Annotated in this window: 12 protein-coding genes and 1 riboswitch; of the genes, 10 read left to right on the top strand and 2 right to left on the bottom strand. The window is 43.1% G+C overall.

All coding sequences use genetic code 11. From position 1 onward, the window contains the following. Nucleotides 1-358 precede the first annotated feature (358 nt). Both aac(6') and BC659_RS06305 read right to left on the bottom strand, forming a co-directional pair. Nucleotides 359-799, bottom strand: coding sequence for an aminoglycoside 6'-N-acetyltransferase (gene aac(6'), locus BC659_RS06310; protein ID WP_133473823.1), 441 nt, complete (start codon nt 797-799; stop codon nt 359-361). Between the two features lie 23 nt (nt 800-822). Then, the gene (locus tag BC659_RS06305) at nt 823-1,866 is read right to left on the bottom strand and encodes a nucleoid-associated protein (RefSeq protein WP_133473822.1); all 1,044 of its coding nucleotides are present in this window, start codon (nt 1,864-1,866) and stop codon (nt 823-825) included. Nucleotides 1,867-2,496: 630 nt separating this feature from the next. Here BC659_RS06305 and BC659_RS06300 point away from each other — a divergent pair. From BC659_RS06300 to BC659_RS06255, 10 genes are all read left to right on the top strand, one after another. Further along, complete coding sequence (locus BC659_RS06300) at nt 2,497-4,740, top strand: TonB-dependent receptor family protein (RefSeq protein WP_133473821.1); 2,244 nt, start codon at nt 2,497-2,499, stop codon at nt 4,738-4,740. Nucleotides 4,741-5,084: 344 nt separating this feature from the next. Beyond that, nucleotides 5,085-5,201: riboswitch (SAM riboswitch) on the top strand. 215 nt (nt 5,202-5,416) lie between these two features. After that, nucleotides 5,417-6,148, top strand: coding sequence for a phosphoadenylyl-sulfate reductase (locus BC659_RS06295; RefSeq protein ID WP_133473820.1), 732 nt, complete (start codon nt 5,417-5,419; stop codon nt 6,146-6,148). Between the two features lie 3 nt (nt 6,149-6,151). Further along, complete coding sequence (gene cysD / locus BC659_RS06290; RefSeq protein ID WP_133473819.1) at nt 6,152-7,060, top strand: sulfate adenylyltransferase subunit CysD; 909 nt, start codon at nt 6,152-6,154, stop codon at nt 7,058-7,060. Between the two features lie 280 nt (nt 7,061-7,340). Next, nucleotides 7,341-8,582 carry a sulfate adenylyltransferase subunit 1 gene (locus BC659_RS06285; RefSeq protein WP_133473818.1) on the top strand — a complete coding sequence of 414 codons (1,242 nt, stop codon included), beginning with the start codon at nt 7,341-7,343 and terminating at the stop codon, nt 8,580-8,582. A gap of 6 nt (nt 8,583-8,588) precedes the next feature. Then, nucleotides 8,589-9,422 (top strand): serine O-acetyltransferase, encoded by an 834-nt coding sequence (locus BC659_RS06280; RefSeq protein WP_133473817.1) that lies wholly within the window; start codon nt 8,589-8,591, stop codon nt 9,420-9,422. A 12-nt stretch (nt 9,423-9,434) separates the two neighbouring features. Then, nucleotides 9,435-10,346 carry a cysteine synthase A gene (gene cysK, locus BC659_RS06275; RefSeq protein WP_133473816.1) on the top strand — a complete coding sequence of 304 codons (912 nt, stop codon included), beginning with the start codon at nt 9,435-9,437 and terminating at the stop codon, nt 10,344-10,346. Between the two features lie 91 nt (nt 10,347-10,437). Then, complete coding sequence (gene cobA / locus BC659_RS06270; RefSeq protein ID WP_133473815.1) at nt 10,438-11,292, top strand: uroporphyrinogen-III C-methyltransferase; 855 nt, start codon at nt 10,438-10,440, stop codon at nt 11,290-11,292. After that, on the top strand, nt 11,276-12,967 hold the full coding sequence (locus tag BC659_RS06265; protein ID WP_133473814.1) for a diflavin oxidoreductase: 1,692 nt from the start codon (nt 11,276-11,278) through the stop codon (nt 12,965-12,967). Before cobA ends, BC659_RS06265 begins: the two co-directional genes overlap by 17 nt. A 64-nt stretch (nt 12,968-13,031) precedes the next feature. Continuing rightward, the gene (gene cysI, locus BC659_RS06260; RefSeq protein ID WP_133473813.1) at nt 13,032-14,690 is read left to right on the top strand and encodes an assimilatory sulfite reductase (NADPH) hemoprotein subunit; all 1,659 of its coding nucleotides are present in this window, start codon (nt 13,032-13,034) and stop codon (nt 14,688-14,690) included. Nucleotides 14,691-15,011: 321 nt separating this feature from the next. Beyond that, nucleotides 15,012-17,843 carry a TonB-dependent receptor gene (locus tag BC659_RS06255; protein ID WP_246027085.1) on the top strand — a complete coding sequence of 944 codons (2,832 nt, stop codon included), beginning with the start codon at nt 15,012-15,014 and terminating at the stop codon, nt 17,841-17,843. The last annotated feature ends 7 nt before the right edge of the window (nt 17,844-17,850 follow it).

Below are 17,850 nucleotides of genomic sequence, written 5' to 3'. Positions count from 1 at the left end.
AAAATTCCCAGCGCCGGGACCCTTCGCCCCTTCGCTTTTACTCAGGGCTCAGGGTGACGGATCGGTATAAGAAAATAAGGGAGTAGTTGTTGTGTGATGGCAAAGCCATCACACAACAACTACTCCCTCTCTATATTATTATTCGCACGTCATCCTGACGAGCGTTCCGACAAAGTCGGAAATCCTTAGCCTGCCCTGAGCGTAGCCGAAGGGAGGAAGGATCTTTTACTGTTGCAGCCTTTTATGAATTCGGTGGATTTCAGTCCGGCGCTTTTTTTCTAAGGCCAGGAAGATAGTCTGGTGGATTAGGATAATTGTACTTAGCATGTTATTCTTGGAATACTTTCTGGAATGTTTACTACAGATGCTTAACAAAACATACAATCCTTGAAACTTCCATAAACCCATTGGCTTTGTGGAAGCCGATGCTTTCATCATTCTCTATTTCGGTGTCGGAGCAGAGTTGGGTGAGGCCGCGGGTTTTGGCCCATGCTTCGGCGGCAGCTATGAGCAGGCGCCCATAACCCTTGTGGCGGTAAGCCGGGTGTATATAAATGCCTTCAATATAGGCAACCGGTGCATCATCAGATCCCTCCACATAATCTACACGGGTATTCAGTTCTATAAAACCAATATAGTCATTCTCCTCCTGTAAAAGATAGCAGGTAGCTGTAGAAGATTGGGCAAGCGCCTGGTAATACGCAATCATTTCTGCCAGATCGGCATCGGGCCAGAGCGCTGTGGCCAGTTGGGCAACAGGTGTACAAAGCGAAGTATGCAGTGTTAGCAGCTGGGGCATAGAAAATATAAGAGGTGCAGGATTTAGCTTTCTTCGTCGAAATAGATTTTGTAATAGTGTTTACCGCTCATTTCATCGTATCCTTTTTCTATCAGGTCCTTACGACCGTGTATATAGATATGAAAGTTTTTGTCGAGCTTCAGCACACTTTTAAAAATACGCTGTTGTTTTTTCACCGCAGCGAGATGAATATCGAAACCATCTTCAATATTTACCTGCCTGGCCACTTCGTATTGTTGTTTGTATTGGGTAAAACTATCGATCACTTCGGGGTGGTGCAGCACTTCTTCCGCAAACTCATTCAGGTGAAAAGATTCTTTGGTGCTGAAATATTCGAGACTGCGGTTCAGGTAATCGATCTGATCGCTTTTGTTCACATCAAATTTCTCATTCAGTTCATTGCTGATAAAAAGCTTGCACATACCCAATGCATCATTCGTGTGGTGATAGCTGTTGGCACTGCGGGTTACCTGCAAAAAATCTGACACCCAGTACTGGGTATCCTGTTTATTGGTATTGTCTACCACACAAACCACATAACCCTCTTCGCGGTTCTTTTTAAAAATGAGACAACCCTTATCCAGCTTATTAATATTCACCCCATCTTCCGCAATCACTTCCCAGCTTTGTCCGTGCGGAAAAACTTTGAGAAAAGTTTCCTTGGTTTCACTTTTAAACAAGCCGATGGCATCAATGTATTCGGTACCAAAAGGTACATTGCTGAAACGGGTAACATAGAGTTCTCCTTCCTTAACACGGGCATGGGTACTTTTCTGGTACAAAAAAGAAGCCAGCAGGGCCGACTGTGAAACAAAACTTTTCGGGTCATCAAAAATACCGTTCACATACTGGTACACTTCATTCAGGTCGAGACTGCTGATATGGGTAAACTGGTATTGTTCATGTTCATTAAAGGGCGAAAGAAAATATCTGGTAAGCAGGCCCCTCACTATTTCATCGTTCAGGGTTAAAGGGTTCACGGAGAGTTTGAGTTCCTCCCCGCGGGTGGGGTTACCCACTTTATGCAGAATCACCTGCTCTAATACAACACTATCTGTTTGAGTCATGCTGCAAAATAAAACATCTGGAGAAGAGAAGAATTTTTTTGATGACGTTACCTTTTATACAAGCGCCGGATTGAAGTCTGGGCTGAGACCCTTCGCCCTTCGCTCTCGCTCAGGGCTCAGGGTGACGGTTCAGTATGAGAAAAAGGGGAGTAGTTGTTGTATGATGGCGAAGCCATCATACAACAACTACTCCCCTCAATAAATTATTATTCGCACGTCATCCTGACGAGCGTTCCGACAAGGTCGGAAATCACCAGCCTGCCCTGAGCGTTGGCGAAGGGAGGAAGGATCTTTCTGCTACCCTTCGACAGGCTCATGGTTATTGCTCCTCATAGAATCGCCGGACTGAAGTCCGGCGCTGGTTTTTTCTTTTCTTAAGACCCTCGGCTTAGTTTTTTCTAAGGCCGACAATGTGGTCATTTACGAAATAAGGAAACTGCAAACTTTATGTTTATTACTGCATCTATATACACTATTCAACAACTCTCTCATTTCGAAATTCGACATTCAAAATTCGATATTCATTATTCCCTTCCGGGTAGTTTTTTCGCATTTCGTTAATCGCTTTTCCGTTTTCGTAAAGGAACTTTTTTCATTTGAATTCTCTTTGCAGCATTATCTAAAACGACAATGATGCGCAGATTGCAGTTGATGCTATTGATGGGAATCATGGCTTTACAGACCTTGGCACAGGAGAAAACCAGACCGGTAATAACAGACAGTTCCTTCTTTCAACCCAAATACCTGCCGGATATTACACTGGTGGGTCGTTATACCAAAGCAGATATACATTTTCTGCCCGAAATAGTGGGCACCACCATTCATGCAGGAAAAAAAAATGCACTGATCATGATGGATAATGTGCAGGGCAATGTAGTTACCAATACCATGCGCCAGGTAATGGCCAAAGTACCGGGTATACAGATCTGGGAGAGCGATCCGAGTGGTATACAGATCGGTATTGCGGCGCGCGGACTCAGCCCCAACAGAAGCTGGGAGTTTAACCTGCGTCAGAATGGATATGATATCAGCAGTGATCCCTTTGGTTATCCGGAAGCCTATTATACACCGCAGTTAAACTCCGTACAAAGGGTGCAGGTATTACGTGGAGCGGCGAGCTTGCAGTATGGTCCGCAGTTTGGGGGTATGGTAAATTTTATCATGAAAGATGGTAGTGAGATCAATAAACCCTTTCAATACGAATCGCAGCAGACAGCAGGTAGTTTCGGATTGTTCAATTCTTACAATGCCATCGGTGGCGAAAAGGGCAACACACATTATTATGCTTTCTGGGATCACCGCCGTGGCGATGGTTTTCGTGAAAACAGCGGTTTTAAAGTGAATACTGCTTTTGGTAATTTCTCCTGGAAAATCAATCCCAAACTCAAACTGGGTCTGGAGATCACACATTTCGATTACCTGAGTCAGCAACCCGGTGGTGTAACAGATGCACAGTTTGCCGCAGATGCCTACCGCAGCCTTCGCCAACGCAACTGGTTTGAAGTAAAATGGAATATGGCCGCCTTGAATATGGATTATACCATCAGCGAAAAGAGCCGGCTCAATGTAAAACTGTTTGGTATGATCGGTAACCGAAACAGTGTAGGCTTTATGCAAACACCCAATATTGCCGATACCATTAACGCAGCTACTTTGCAATACAATAACCGCCGGGTAGATGCAGACGAATACCGGAACATAGGTGCAGAAGCACGTTATATAACCGATTACAAAATCGGTGGCATGAAAAATACCTTATCAGCAGGCATCCGTTATTTCAGGGGCAAAACACATCGTTTTCAGAATGGCAGAGGCGATACCGGTTTTGGCTATAACCTATCTATTACAGACCCTTACCCTACGGCCCTCAATTTTGTTACATCCAATACTGCCTTCTTCGCAGAGAACCTGTTCAGGATAACAGATCAGTTCATCATCATACCCGGTATCCGTGTAGAAAATATTCGAAATGAAGCCGATGGCAGGGTGAATATCACGGGTAATACCGAAGTAAAAATCAGTAACCAGGAAAAAACAAGACGATTTGTATTGCCGGGTGTGGGTGCTGAATACCATATCGGACAAACAGAAATCTATGCCAACTATTCACAGGCATACCGACCCGTATTGTTCAGCGACCTCACAGCCAACCCGACCACCGATGTGATTGACCAGAACCTGAAAGATGCCAAAGGTTATAATATAGACCTGGGTTACCGTGGCCGCATCAGCAATTACCTGTTCTTCGATGTGAGTGGATATCTCCTGCAATACAATAACCGAATTGGTTTAATTGCGCAGCAACGCGCCGATGGCAGTTTCTATAACCTGCGCACCAATGTTGGCAATAGCCGAAGCAAAGGGGTTGAGGCATTGATAGAATTTAGTCCCTTGAAATTATGGTCGGTGAATCCATCATTCGGAAATATTACGCTCTTTGGTTCACTGGCCTATATCCAGGCACGTTACGATAACCTGCGTGTGATTGTAAGACAGGGCAATACCCTGGTGGAAACCAACCTCAAAGACAAACGTGTAGAAAATGCACCTGAACAGATATACCGAACTGGTATTACCTATAACCGCAAAGCCCTCACGGTAACGGCACAATACAGTTTTGTATCAGATGCTTTCAGTGATGCCAACAATACGGTAACACCCACGGCTAATGGTGTTAACGGACTGATACCTTCATACGATCTGCTCGACATCAGCGGCACATATGCATTCACCAAACAATTTTTTGTAAAAGGTGGGATCAATAACCTGCTGAATGAAAAATATTTCACCAGAAGAGCAGGTGGCTATCCCGGCCCCGGCCTGATGGCAGCTGAACCGCGTAATTTCTTTGTTACACTGGGCGTGAAGTTGTAGAACGATATTTATTGTAGAGAGTCGTTGTTGCATGATGGCGAAGCCATCTTGCAACAACGACTCTCCTTATATATGAAGAGAAGCAGGTCATCCTGACGAGCGTTCCGATCGCAGATCGGAAATCCTTAGCCTGCCCTGAGCGTAGCCGAAGGGAGGAAGGATCTTTCTGACGATGTGGTCTCCTATACATCCAGTTCGGCGATTAAAATAAGGCAAAAACCTGACAGGTGTTTCAACTATACTAACACCCGTAAGCACTCATTTTACATTTCTTTTACAAAAAAGTCTACTTATTTGGTAGGGAATATAATATTCTCCTTATCTTTGTATTCGTTCTTATATATTTCTTATCAAGAAAGGCGGAGGGAATTGGCCCTGTGAAGCCTTGGCAACCATTTCCACCATAGGCGGAAAAAGGTGCCAAATCCGGTCCCCACAGCATTGTGGGGGTGAGATAAGTCAGACTTTAGTAATACACAGCAACTGTAGATATACAAGGCATTCTGACTGAGCATCAGGATGCTTTTTTTTTGAGATGTTGTGAACGATATAATAACCGTTATGAAAACAGAAAAGATGAAACCACTGAATATGTTAAACAGCAAAGTCTGTTGCTGTGTCTGCAAAGGATAAGCGAGTTAGATTCATCCATCTTTTTTCTCTTCAAACCAATATTATGTCAGCACAACTCAATAGTCATACAGCAACCGGTTTACAACAAGAACTCAATGGTCTTTCCATTGAAGCGTCTATTGCACAGCTTACTTCATTATATCCTGGTGCGGTAACTTTTTCTACCAGCTTTAGTTATGAGGATCAGGTAATCACAGATATCATTCAAACCCATGCATTACCTGTATCCATTTTTACATTGGATACGGGCCGCTTGTTTCCTGAAACCTATAGCACCTGGAGCCGTACACTGGAATTTTATAAAACCAGCATCAAAGCCTATTATCCTGATGCCGATATTTTAGCGGAATATATTGCCAGTCATGGTCCCAATGCCTTTTATGATTCACCTGAATTAAGATCGGCCTGCTGTACCATCAGAAAAGTATTGCCGCTCAAAAAAGCATTGGCAGGTAATGCCATCTGGATCACAGGTCTGCGAGCCGAACATTCGCACGCGCGCCAGGACCTTACTACCGTAGAATGGGATGCCACCAATCAGATCATCAAATACCATCCCTTATTACACTGGACAACCGATGAGGTAAAAGAATACATACACCAGAAAGCCATTCCTTACAATCCGCTGCACGATAAAGGTTTTGTAAGCATTGGCTGCGCACCCTGTACCCGTGCCATTAAACCCGGTGAAGACTTCAGGGCAGGTCGCTGGTGGTGGGAAGACAATAGTAAAAAAGAATGCGGATTGCATTCGCATGAAACCGAAAAAAATTGAGGTATGAGCAGGTATAGATTAGATTATCTGGATCAGTTAGAATCAGAAGCCATTCATATTATGCGTGAAGTGGCCGGACAGTTTGAAAAACCTGCTTTGTTATTCAGTGGTGGAAAGGATTCTATTACACTTGTACATCTGGCACTCAAAGCATTCCGTCCGGGTAAATTTCCTTTTCCGCTGGTGCATATCGATACCGGACATAATTTTCCGGAAGCCCTGCAGTTCAGGGATGAACTGGCAGCCAGCATTGGCGAAAAACTGGTGGTACGTAAAGTAGAAGATACCATCCGCAAAAAACAACTCACCGAACCCAAAGGAAAATTCGCCAGCCGCAATGCCTTGCAAACCTATACCCTGCTCGATACCATTGAAGAATTTGGTTTTGATGCCTGCATCGGTGGTGCACGCAGAGATGAGGAAAAAGCAAGAGCCAAGGAGCGTATTTTTTCTGTAAGAGATGAGTTTGGTCAGTGGAACCCCAAACTGCAACGTCCCGAATTATGGAACACCTATAACGGGCGTATCAATAAAGGTGAGAACGTGCGTGTGTTTCCCATCAGTAACTGGACAGAACTGGATATCTGGAACTATATTAAAAGAGAAAACATAGCACTGCCCTCAATCTATTTCGCACACGAACGGGAAGTATTACAGTATGAGGGCCAGCTGATAGCTGTTTCTGAATTTATTCAGTTGGAAGAAACCGATTCAATTGTTCATAAAAAAGTACGTTACCGTACCGTAGGCGATATGACCTGTACAGCGGCAGTTGAATCGGATGCTTCAGGTATTGATGATATCATCCGTGAAATTACCGCCACCAAAACCAGTGAACGTGGTGAAACAAGAATTGATGATAAAGTGAGCGAAGCAGCGATGGAAGACAGAAAAAAGAATGGTTATTTCTAATGTACAACACTATGACACATCTGAAATCAAAAGCACATTCAATAACCAGAAAGTATGAGCGGGTTTGCAATCTTAATTTTTAATCAGTCCCTGTGGACGGGCCTAATTGGGGTCGGTGTCGAGCGTAGCGAAGACAGATGAGATCATGCGAAGATGATCTCATCAGAGGCCAATGTAGCCCGGGAACAGGGACGGGGCCATTCGGCCCGGGAGTAATCGCTATTTTGATCAATAGCAGGATTGATTTAATAGCATCATTGAGAATTTATAAAATAAAAAAATGGATCTATTACGATTTATAACAGCAGGCAGTGTAGATGATGGAAAATCTACATTGATTGGTCGTTTATTATACGATAGTAAATCGATTATGATCGATCATCTCGAAGCGCTTGAAAAACAAAGCAAAAACAAAGAAGATGGTGAAATAGACCTGGCCCTGCTTACCGATGGTTTACGGGCAGAAAGAGAACAGGGTATTACCATTGATGTGGCCTATAAATATTTTGCCACACCCAAACGTAAATTCATCATAGCCGATGCACCTGGTCATGTGCAATACACCCGTAACATGGTAACCGGTGCTTCCAACGCAGATCTTGCTATTATTTTAATTGATGCAAGACATGGTGTGGTGGAGCAAACACGCAGACATTCTATCATTGCATCGCTCTTAAACATACCGCATGTTATCGTGGCCATTAATAAAATGGATCTGGTGGCATATTCGGAAGATGTGTATAACAATATCGTGATCGACTATGCAGAAGTAGCCAAAAAACTGGGTCTGAAAGATGTTCGTTATATACCCATCAGTGCACTCAATGGCGATAATATTGTAGAGAAAGCGGCTTCTATAAGCTGGTATGAAGGACCATCCTTACTCAGTATCCTGGAAACGGTAGAGCTGGCAGATGATATTGATCTGGTGCGGGCCCGTTTTCCGGTACAGTATGTAATACGCCCGCAAACAGAAGAACTGCATGATTACCGCGGCTATGCGGGAAAAATCAATAGTGGTATTTATAAAAAAGGAGATCCGGTAACGGTATTGCCCGCAGGCATCCCTACTACCATTAAAGCCATTGAACACAATGGCAAGGAAGTGGAAGAAACTTTTGCACCACAGAGTGTGGTACTGCACCTGAAAGATGATATAGACATCAGCCGTGGCGACCTGATTGTAAAAAATGATCACCCGCCGGTGGTAAGCAATGAAATAGAAGCTTTGTTATGCTGGATGGATCACAAAGCCCTGGTGCCGGGAAACAAATACCTGTTACAGATCAATAGTAAACAGGTAAGGTCGGTGATTAAAGAAATCAGTTACCGCCTCGATGTACACTCGCTCGAGCAAATCAACGCACCGGAAACCGTGGCTTTGAACGACATTGTGAAAGTTACCATTAAAACAGCAGGCCCCATAGCCTACGATGCTTACCATACACTACGCACCAATGGCGGTGCTATTTTAATTGATGAAACCAGTCATGTAACGGTAGGAGCCTGCATGATACAATAACAAAAGATGTCAGAAGAAATATTTATACAACAATTGTTTCAGCGTAACAGAAAAGCGTATCAGTCTTTTCCGGATAAGGCATTGGCAGAAAGTTTTATTGACGATCTGTTTAATTTTTTGTTTGGCTCATATGAGCGAAAGTTCAATTCGGTAGAAAAATTAGCGGGCGAATACCATGAAATCAGGCATACATTTTCAGCCATACTCTTTGAACTCATCAGGGATGAACAAAAAGTAAAAGAGCAGACCCAAACATTTTTTGATGCATTGCCTGTTCTATATGAAACACTGTTGAAAGATGCCGATGCAGTACTGGCATTCGACCCGGCGGCACAGTCTATTGAAGAAGTGCTGGTAGCTTATCCTGGTTTTTATGCAACGGCTATTTATCGATTGTCTAACCAGATCTATCGCCAGCAGATCAAAACCCTGCCACGTTTGTTTGCAGAATATGCACACAGTAAAACAGGTATTGATATACACCCCGGCGCCAGTATTGGTTCTTCTTTTGCTATTGACCATGGTACCGGTATTGTAATTGGAGAAACAACCGTAATTGGCAGCAATGTAAAAATTTACCAGGGGGTAACACTGGGAGCCTTGAATGTAGATAAGGATCAGGCCAGCACCAAACGCCACCCTACCATTGAAGATGATGTGATTATTTATTCCGGTGCTACCATTTTAGGTGGGGGAACTGTAATTGGTGCCGGCAGTATTATCGGTGGTAATATATGGCTCACGCATAGTGTGGCAGCCAACTCAGTAGTATACCATAAAAGTGAAATCAAAATAAAAGACAAAGATCCCTTTCCCGAACCACTCAATTTTGTGATTTAAAATCAAAGCATAATGAAAGCAAACAGCATTTTAGCAACCATTGGTAATACACCGCATGTACGTGTAAACCGTTTATTCGGTAACCAGCATGAAGTATGGATAAAACTGGAAAGAAACAATCCCGGTAACAGTATCAAGGATCGTATAGCACTGGCAATGATAGAAGATGCAGAACAAAAGGGCTTACTGAATAAAGACAGTGTAATTATTGAACCTACCAGTGGTAATACCGGTATTGGTCTGGCATTGGTAGCCGCTGTTAAAGGGTATAAAATTATACTGGTGATGCCTGAAAGCATGAGTATTGAACGCAGGAGACTGATGGCTTTGTATGGAGCTGAGTTTGTACTCACCCCCCGCGAAAAAGGAATGAAAGGTGCCATTGAAAAAGCTACGGAGTTAGCACAAAGTACGCCCAATGCGTGGATGCCCCAGCAATTCGATAATCCGGCCAATACAGAAGTACATAAGCGAACCACAGCATTGGAAATACTGGCAGATTTTCCGGATGGACTGGATTATATCATAACAGGTGTAGGTACCGGTGGCCATATTACCGGTGTTGCGGAAGTACTCAAGCAGAAATTTCCTGCCTTAAAAGTATTTGCCGTTGAACCGGAACTATCGCCGGTGTTAAGTGGTGGCGCTCCCTCACCACACCCGCTGCAGGGTATTGGTGCAGGTTTTGTACCCTCTATTTTAAATACAGGTTTGCTGGATGGAATTATACAGGTAGGTAAAGAAGAAGCCTATACCTATGCACAGCGTGCTGCTAAAGAAGAGGGCATTTTATTAGGTGTGTCATCCGGTGCATCACTGGCAGCGGTAGCCAAAAAATTACCCGAAATTCCTGCAGGTTCCAAAGTGCTTACGTTTAATTACGATACCGGAGAAAGATACCTTTCTATAGAAGGGTTGTTCTGATACATTTTCATTCCGGCTCCGGACTTAAGTCCGGAGCCGGAATACAACGAAAGATTTTTTTTACAACAATAATCTACTAAAAAAGTAGACAATGAGTCGGCAACCAACATACGGTAAAGTAATACTGGCTTCTGCGGGTCCGGGTGACCCTGAACTGGTAACGGTAAAAACTGCCCGCTGGCTGGCGCAGGCAGATATTGTACTCACAGATCGTTTGGTGAGTCCGGAAATATTGAGCACATATGTAAATCCTCAGGCGGAGATTGTTTATGTAGGAAAGCAATGCCGCAGAGGAGTATCTACACCACAGGCTACGATTAATGAATTACTGGTGACCTATGCATTGAAATACAAAACAGTGGTTCGTTTAAAGGGAGGAGATACCAGTATTTTTTCCAATGTGCTCGATGAACTGGAAACCCTGGTACAACACCAGATACCTTATGAAATAGTACCCGGTGTAACGGCAGCCCTGGGTGCAGCCGCTTATGCGGGTATTCCTTTAACGGCAAGGGGTTTATCGGTAGGTGTTCGTTTACTCACTTATTACAAATCAGATATTGTAGCGAAAGAAACCTGGCAAGAGCTGGCGCAAACAGATGATACACTGGTATTTTATATGTCGGGCGAAACCCTCGCAACGGTTGTAGAACAGTTAACATCTTTTGGTATTGATGCCACCAAAAAACTCGCTGTGATAGAACAGGCTACTACACCCCTGCAACAGATACATACCTGTAGCCTTTACGATTATGCGGCAGAACTGCAGGGTAAAACATTCCGCTCACCATCACTGGTAATCATAGGTAAGGTAGTGGCACTACATGAACGGTTTGCATGGCTGCCTGATACGGTAAGTACCGAACATTATTTTCAACCACTCACCGGCAGACTCACACAGTTAGCAGAGAACACAACGAAAAAAAGACATGTTAGCAGAGCCTAAATTGAAACTATTAGCAGATTTTATCAGCCAGTTCAGCAAAGAAGAATTGATCTGGGTGAATGGGTATTTGTCGGGATGGATAGCAGCACCTGCCACCACCCCTGCGGAGCCTGTTAATGCTTCACCCAAAAAACTCACCATTGCTTACGGAACAGAAACCGGCAATTCAAAAAAACTGGCTACCGATTTTGCCGCGAAGGCTAAAAAGAAAGGTCTGCCAACCAAACTGGTAAGTCTTGATCAGTATAAACTCACGGAATTACCCAAAGAAGAATATTTTATAACGGTCATCAGTACACAGGGCGATGGGGAGCCGCCGGTTACTGCACAAAAGTTTTATGATCATATTCATAACAACGGGTTCAAATTGCCGCAACTGAAATATGGCGTGCTGGCATTGGGTGATACCGCTTATCCGCTGTTTTGTAAAACAGGAGAAGATGTAGACAAACAATTGCAATATCTCGGTGCACAAAGAATTGCCGGATTACAGAAATGTGACCTGGATTATGAAGCCACGGCTGCGCAATGGTTTGATAAGGTAATAGAACAACTTACAACAAGCGTACCCACAGAAACAACGGTTACTGCACCTTTGGTAGCCGCCCCAAAACCAGCAGGTAAACAATATTATGAGGGTATTATTCAAACCCATATTAACCTTACCGCAAAAGGATCTGCTAAAAAAATATACTATATTGAATTGCTCGCAGAAGGGGTTGCCTTTCTCCCCGGCGATTCTATTGGCATTGTACCTGAAAGTGATGCTTTGCTGGTAGATCAAATACTGCAACTGGCTTCGGTCGATGGTAATAAGACCATTACCTGGAAAAATGAAACAGCCACCATACGTGAACTGCTGATTTCAAAAATCAATATCAGTTATCTGCTGGAGAAATCGGTAAAACAGTATGCAACAGTAGTTGGTCAGGAAATTCCTGCTGCAAAAACAGATTTACTATCGCTACTGAAAAAATACCCCCTGCAAAACCCTGCACTGTTTGAGCAGGTATTGGAAGGCTTAACACAGAATGTACCCCGTATTTACAATATAGCGTCTTCTCCGGTAGCGCATAATGGAGAAGTGCATATTACGGTATTAAGAGATGTATTTATAAAAGAGGAAAAAGAGCATACTGGTTTGTGTACCCATTTTTTAGAAAACAAAAAACAAGGTGATACCGTTCGCTTTTTTATACAGACCAATAAGCGGTTCAGGTTACCTGCTGCTGATAAAGACATTGTTATGATAGGCCCGGGAACAGGTATTGCGCCCTTCCGTTCTTTTGTAGCAGAAAGAGATGCAACGGGCGCAAGCGGTAAAAACTGGTTGTTCTTTAGTGAAGAGCAGTTTACCACCGACTTTCTCTACCAGACCGAATGGCAGAGTTGGTTTGAAACAGATGTACTTACTAAAATAAGTCTGGCTTTTCACAATGGAATTGAAAAAGCACCTACGCTTGCTGATAAAATACTACAGCAGGGAAAAGAAATATTCGAATGGCTGCAAGCTGGTGCCAGTCTTTATCTATGCGGCGAAAAAGAGCCGGCAGGTAAAGCCATTGAAGAGGCATTGTTAAAAGTATTCAGCGCAGAAACCGGAAGCGAAACAAACGGGAAACTATTTTTCGAAACCCTGAAAAACGAAAACCGCTACAGCAAAGATCTCTACTAAAATTCACCATTCACCATTCACCATTCACCATTGACCATTCACGATCCCAATCCCAATCCCAATCATGTCTAATAACAAGCCCTCCCCCATCGAAAAAATAAAAACTTCCAGCAAGGGTCTTCGTGGCACCCTGCAGGAGAGTTTACAGGATGAAATTACCGGTGCCGTTCGCGAGTCCGATCATGCTTTGATTAAATTTCATGGTATGTATGAGCAGGATGATCGCGATCTCCGGGAAGAAAGGGCTGCCAAAAAACTGGATAAGCTTTACTCATTCATGATCCGTTTAAGAATACCGGGTGGTAGTATGACTGCGCAACAATGGGTAGCAGCCCATCATATAGCAGGTAATTATTCAACAGGTGTCATCAAGATCACCACCCGGCAAACCATACAATTGCATGGTATTTTAAAACATCATATCAAACCCACTTTAAAAGATTTCAATGCTGTACAGCTCGATTCTATAGCAGCCTGTGGAGACGTGAACAGAAATGTGGCCTGTACCAGCCATCCTTCCGAATCGGCCATACATGAAGAAGTACATGCGTATGCGGATAAAATAAGCCGCTTATTATTGCCTAAAACAAGGGCTTTTTATGAAATATGGCTGGATGAGGAAAAGATAGCCGAATATGATGAAACAGATCCCTTGTATGAAGACCGCTATCTGCCAAGGAAATTTAAAATCGGTATCGCTATTCCACCCAATAATGATGTGGATGTGTTAACGAATGACCTGGGACTGATAGCTATTATTGAAGAGGGAAAATTAGTAGGTTTTAACATATCAGTAGGTGGTGGTTTATCAACCACACATGGTAACCCTGATACCTATGCCAGACTGGCTACTGTGATTGGTTTTGCATCGGGCGAAGAAAAAACATTGAAAGCGGTATACGAAGTACTCACCATTCAAAGAGATTTCGGTAACCGATCTGATCGTAAACTGGCGAGGTTAAAATATACGTTGGATAAAATGGGTGTAGCGGCATTCAGGCAAGAACTGGAACAGCGTTGTGGCTTTGCACTCGAAGAAGCCAGAGCTTACGATTTTACCGAAAGAATAGATCGCTACGGCTGGCTGGCAGATCATAAAGGCAATTGGCATTACACCGTATTTATTGAAAATGGAAGAGTAACCGATGAAGCAGATGTGCCCCTGAAAACAGCGCTGCTGGAACTCGCAGAAACGAATCAACTTATTTTCAGGTTCACCAGTAACCAGAACCTGATACTGAGTGAAATTGCAGATAAGGATAAAGCGCTCATAGAAAGTATATTGAATAAGTATGGCATTATTGAAAGAGACAAAGCCATCAGTGCCTTGCGGAAAAATGCCATATCCTGTGTGGCACTACCTACCTGTCCGCTGGCACTGGCCGAAGCGCAGCGATACCTGCCCACACTCATCAGTAAAATAGAACCTCTGTTGCAAAAGCACGGTTTGGCAGATGAAAACATCATTACCCGTATGACCGGTTGTCCGAACGGCTGCGCAAGACCCTATGCTGCCGAAATAGGCTGGGTAGGCACAGGTCCCGGACGTTATAACCTGCATATTGGCGGCGATCGTGAGGGTACCCGCCTCAATACCAGATTCAGGGAACAACTGGACGAAACCGGTATACTGGAAACCCTCGATGATTTATTTGATCAATACAAGAAAAACAAAACCCAACATGAAAGCTTCGGCGATTTCGCACAAAGAGCCATATTATAACATGAATACAGCAAACTATCAGAAAATGAAAGTAGCCTTATTAATAGACCAAAATGAACGATGTTGTTATATAACATCAGAACACCGATTATCTAATTACGCAGGATTTCTTTACCGGCTTTAGAAAAAAAGCGCCTGTCTGCTGCCAGACAGGTAAAAAAATAAACGGAACGAAATTGATTACTGGTACTGCTTTGAACTAGGGCATTACCTTACAAAAGGAGTAAAAGGTAAAGCTATGCCTAATAACTCTACTAAACTAATAGACTAATGAAATATTTATTATTATCTTTCACCTTCATCATCATCTCAATAAGCCTTTTGGCACAAGACATTTATACATTATCTGGTACCCTAAAAGAAGGACAGGGAAATACTGCACTGGCAGGTGCCGTTATTCGTATCAAGAATACCAATGCAGTAGCTGTTACCAAAGAAGATGGCTCTTTTCAGCTAAAAACGAGTGCTTCACTGCCGCTCACCGTGCAAGTGTCTTCATTGGGTTATGCATCGCAGGAATTTGTGATCACCAATAAAAATGCGCCGGTCATATTATCGTTAAATGTGCAGAATGCCTATGCAAGTTTAGTGGTGGTAACAGCATCACGTGTTCCGGAGAATATTTTGAAATCGCCGGTAAGTATTGAGAAATTAAGTTTGTCTGCTATTAAAGAAGCAGCAGCGCCCAGTTTTTATGATGCACTGGAAAACCTGAAAGGCGTACAGCTTACCACATCGAGTATCACATTCAAAGTACCCAATACAAGAGGATTCAACATTCCCAATAATTTTCGTTTTGTACAACTGGTAGATGGGGTAGATATACAGGCAGCCACACTGGGCGTATCCCTGGGTAATTCCATTGGTCCTACTGAACTGGATGTAGAGAATGTTGAGATTACACCGGGTGCAGCTTCTGCTTTGTATGGTATGAATGCCATTAATGGGATGGCCAATATCAGTACCAAAAATCCCTTTAAATATCCGGGATTGAGTGTGTACCAGAAAACAGGGGTGAACCATGTCGACGGTATTGACAGAAATGCCTCTGTACTTTCAGAAACCGCTATTCGCTATGCACATGTGTTTAACCAGAAATGGGCCTTTAAAATCAATGCGGGTTATACCAGGGCCACAGACTGGGTATCGAATACACAAACAGATCAGAACCCGAATAACCTGAGTACAGCCAACCCACTGTATCCGCAGCTAAACGGAACGAATAATGCGGCGTATGATGGCTGGAATAAATATGGTGATGAAAATAACAATGCGGTAACGGTTACCGGTATCAATTATAATGGACCCAATAAATCGTTTATCGTTCGAAGAACCGGTTACTGGGAAAAAGATTTATCGAACCCTACAGTAGAAAATATAAAATTCGATCTGGCATTACACCATAAATTTTCTACCAAAACAGAACTCTCTTACAGTTATCGTTTTGGACAGATGGATGGTATTTTTCAGAGAGGGAACAAGATTCAGTTAGACAATGCTACTGTACAGAATCATAAACTGGAATTTAAATCGGGCAGCTTTACGGCAAGAACCTATCTATCATTTGAGAATACAGGCAATTCTTATAATATTAAACCGCTGGCAGATAATCTTGACCTCACCCATCTTTCCAATAATGCATGGCGCGACAGGTTCAGGAATGCTTTCCAAACAAGCATAAATAATGGCGATGATCTGGCAGTCGCAGCTAATCTTGCCAGGAAAGCTGCCGATGCAGGTCGTGTTGAACCGGGTACAACTGCTTTTGAGCAATTGAAAAATACCATCATCGGTATCAATAACTGGGATCATGCCAATTCAGGTATTGCAGGGGCGCCCGCTACTGGCGGTGCCTGGCTTAACCAGCGAAGCAGAATGTATCATACAGATCTATTGTGGGATCTTACTGATAAGGTAAAAGTCTTTCATCTTTTAGTAGGTGCTGATTATCGTTTGTATGAAGTAATCCCTGACGGAAACAATTTTGTGGATTTTTCGAGGGCTGCAGCAGACAGGAACAAGTCACTGGCTGATGGTTCTTTTGGTAAGCCGGTGCAGTATACCAAATATGGTGCTTTTGTACAGGCCACAAAAACCTTTTTCGATAACCGTTTAAAACTGGTAAGCTCTCTGCGTGTTGATAATAATCCGGAGTTCTCACCCAAATTCAATCCAAGGATTGCGTTGGTATATTCTGCTGCACAGAAGCATCATATAAGAGCGTCTTTCCAGAATGGGTTCAGGTTCCCGGCATTGTTTGAAGCCATTTCTTTTGTGAACAATGGTAATGTAAGAAGAGTAGGAGGATTGTCCTATATCAATGAAGGATTGGGTTATCTCGACAATTCATATACACTCAGTTCTGTTAACGAATTTAATGCAGCGGTGAACAGGGATGTGGCAACAGGTTTAACAGCCAACAATGCAGCGCTCAAAAACAGAGCCATTTTACAGGTTACCAGTCTGCAGCCCACAAGGCCCGAAAGAATTAACTCATTTGAAGTAGGTTACAAAAGTGTTTTACTGGATAATAAGCTGGTCATTGATCTGGATCTGTATACCAATATTTATGATGGATTTTTAGGGCAGGTGGAAGTGGCTGTTCCCGAAAATAATACGGTTCAGGTAGGTTCAGATGCTGCGGTGATTGCAATGTTGGCATCGAACAGAGCAAGACAAACACGTTATCGTGTATATACCAATGCAAAAAATCAATACCATAATTATGGTGGTGCACTGGGCTTGATTTACAGTTTACCGAAGGGTTTTGTGATTTCCGGTAACCTCAACTATAATAATATCAGTGAGAACCGGCAGAGAGATGTTTTTGTAACCGGCTTTAATACACCCAAGTGGCTCACCAATGTATCACTACGCAACAGGGAATTTATCAGACATACAGGATTTAATATCGTATGGAAATGGCAGGATGCTTTTAACTGGGAAAGCCCATTGGCCAATGGCCGCATAGCTGCCTTCAATACCATCGATATACAATTTACACGTGAAATACCGGAGCTGAAAACAACCATTAAGCTGGGTGGTAGTAATATTCTCAACCACAGGTATATACAGTATGCAGCCGGGCCTACCATTGGTGCACTGTACTACCTGGCAATCACATTTGATACCGGCTTTAAACCAAAATCATAAAAAGCAA

The sequence above is a fragment of the Sediminibacterium goheungense genome, assembly GCF_004361915.1.
Taxonomy (GTDB): Bacteria; Bacteroidota; Bacteroidia; order Chitinophagales; family Chitinophagaceae; genus Sediminibacterium; species Sediminibacterium goheungense.
The sequence above is the reverse complement of the archived record's forward strand: the minus strand, read 5'-3'. Positions and strand labels throughout refer to the sequence as shown.